This is a genomic window from Vibrio sp. 10N.222.49.C9 (assembly GCF_041474985.1).
Taxonomy (GTDB): Bacteria; Pseudomonadota; Gammaproteobacteria; order Enterobacterales; family Vibrionaceae; genus Vibrio; species Vibrio crassostreae_C.
Map to the genome: position 1 here is coordinate 1 of NZ_JBFRVD010001629.1, position 384 is coordinate 384.

Annotated in this window: 1 pseudogene; it reads right to left on the minus strand. The window is 43.0% G+C overall.

The window, feature by feature from the left end:
* Positions 1-240 precede the first annotated feature (240 nt).
* Positions 241-384 (minus strand): annotated as a pseudogene (locus AB4585_RS29570) (3'-5' exonuclease); the annotation flags it as partial.

Below are 384 nucleotides of genomic sequence, written 5' to 3' on the forward strand. Positions count from 1 at the left end.
AACGGATTTGATGTTCTGTTTAACCGGATAAATGTGGGCTTCACTCATTGCTGATCTCCTTGTGAACTCTGCCGCTATTAGTTGTGACAGTCGCTCAATATCTGACGGTCTGTTAGGCATTTCGAGGTAACTGTTATAACTCTCTATTACCTGCGAAATTTCCACAATTAGACTTTAGGATGAGAAGGTAACTATCGCTGTGAAATTAAAGGGTTATTTCGATAACTGAGAACTCAATCGCTACTTAATATGTGGCATATTGAGACTTGGCAGGTCACCTTTAGTGAGACGAACGAATACCAGCGCTGCAGTGATGGCATCTTGAAGTGCGTTGTGTTGGTCTCGAATGGGCAGGTCTAGATGTCGACAAATAGCCTCTAGGCT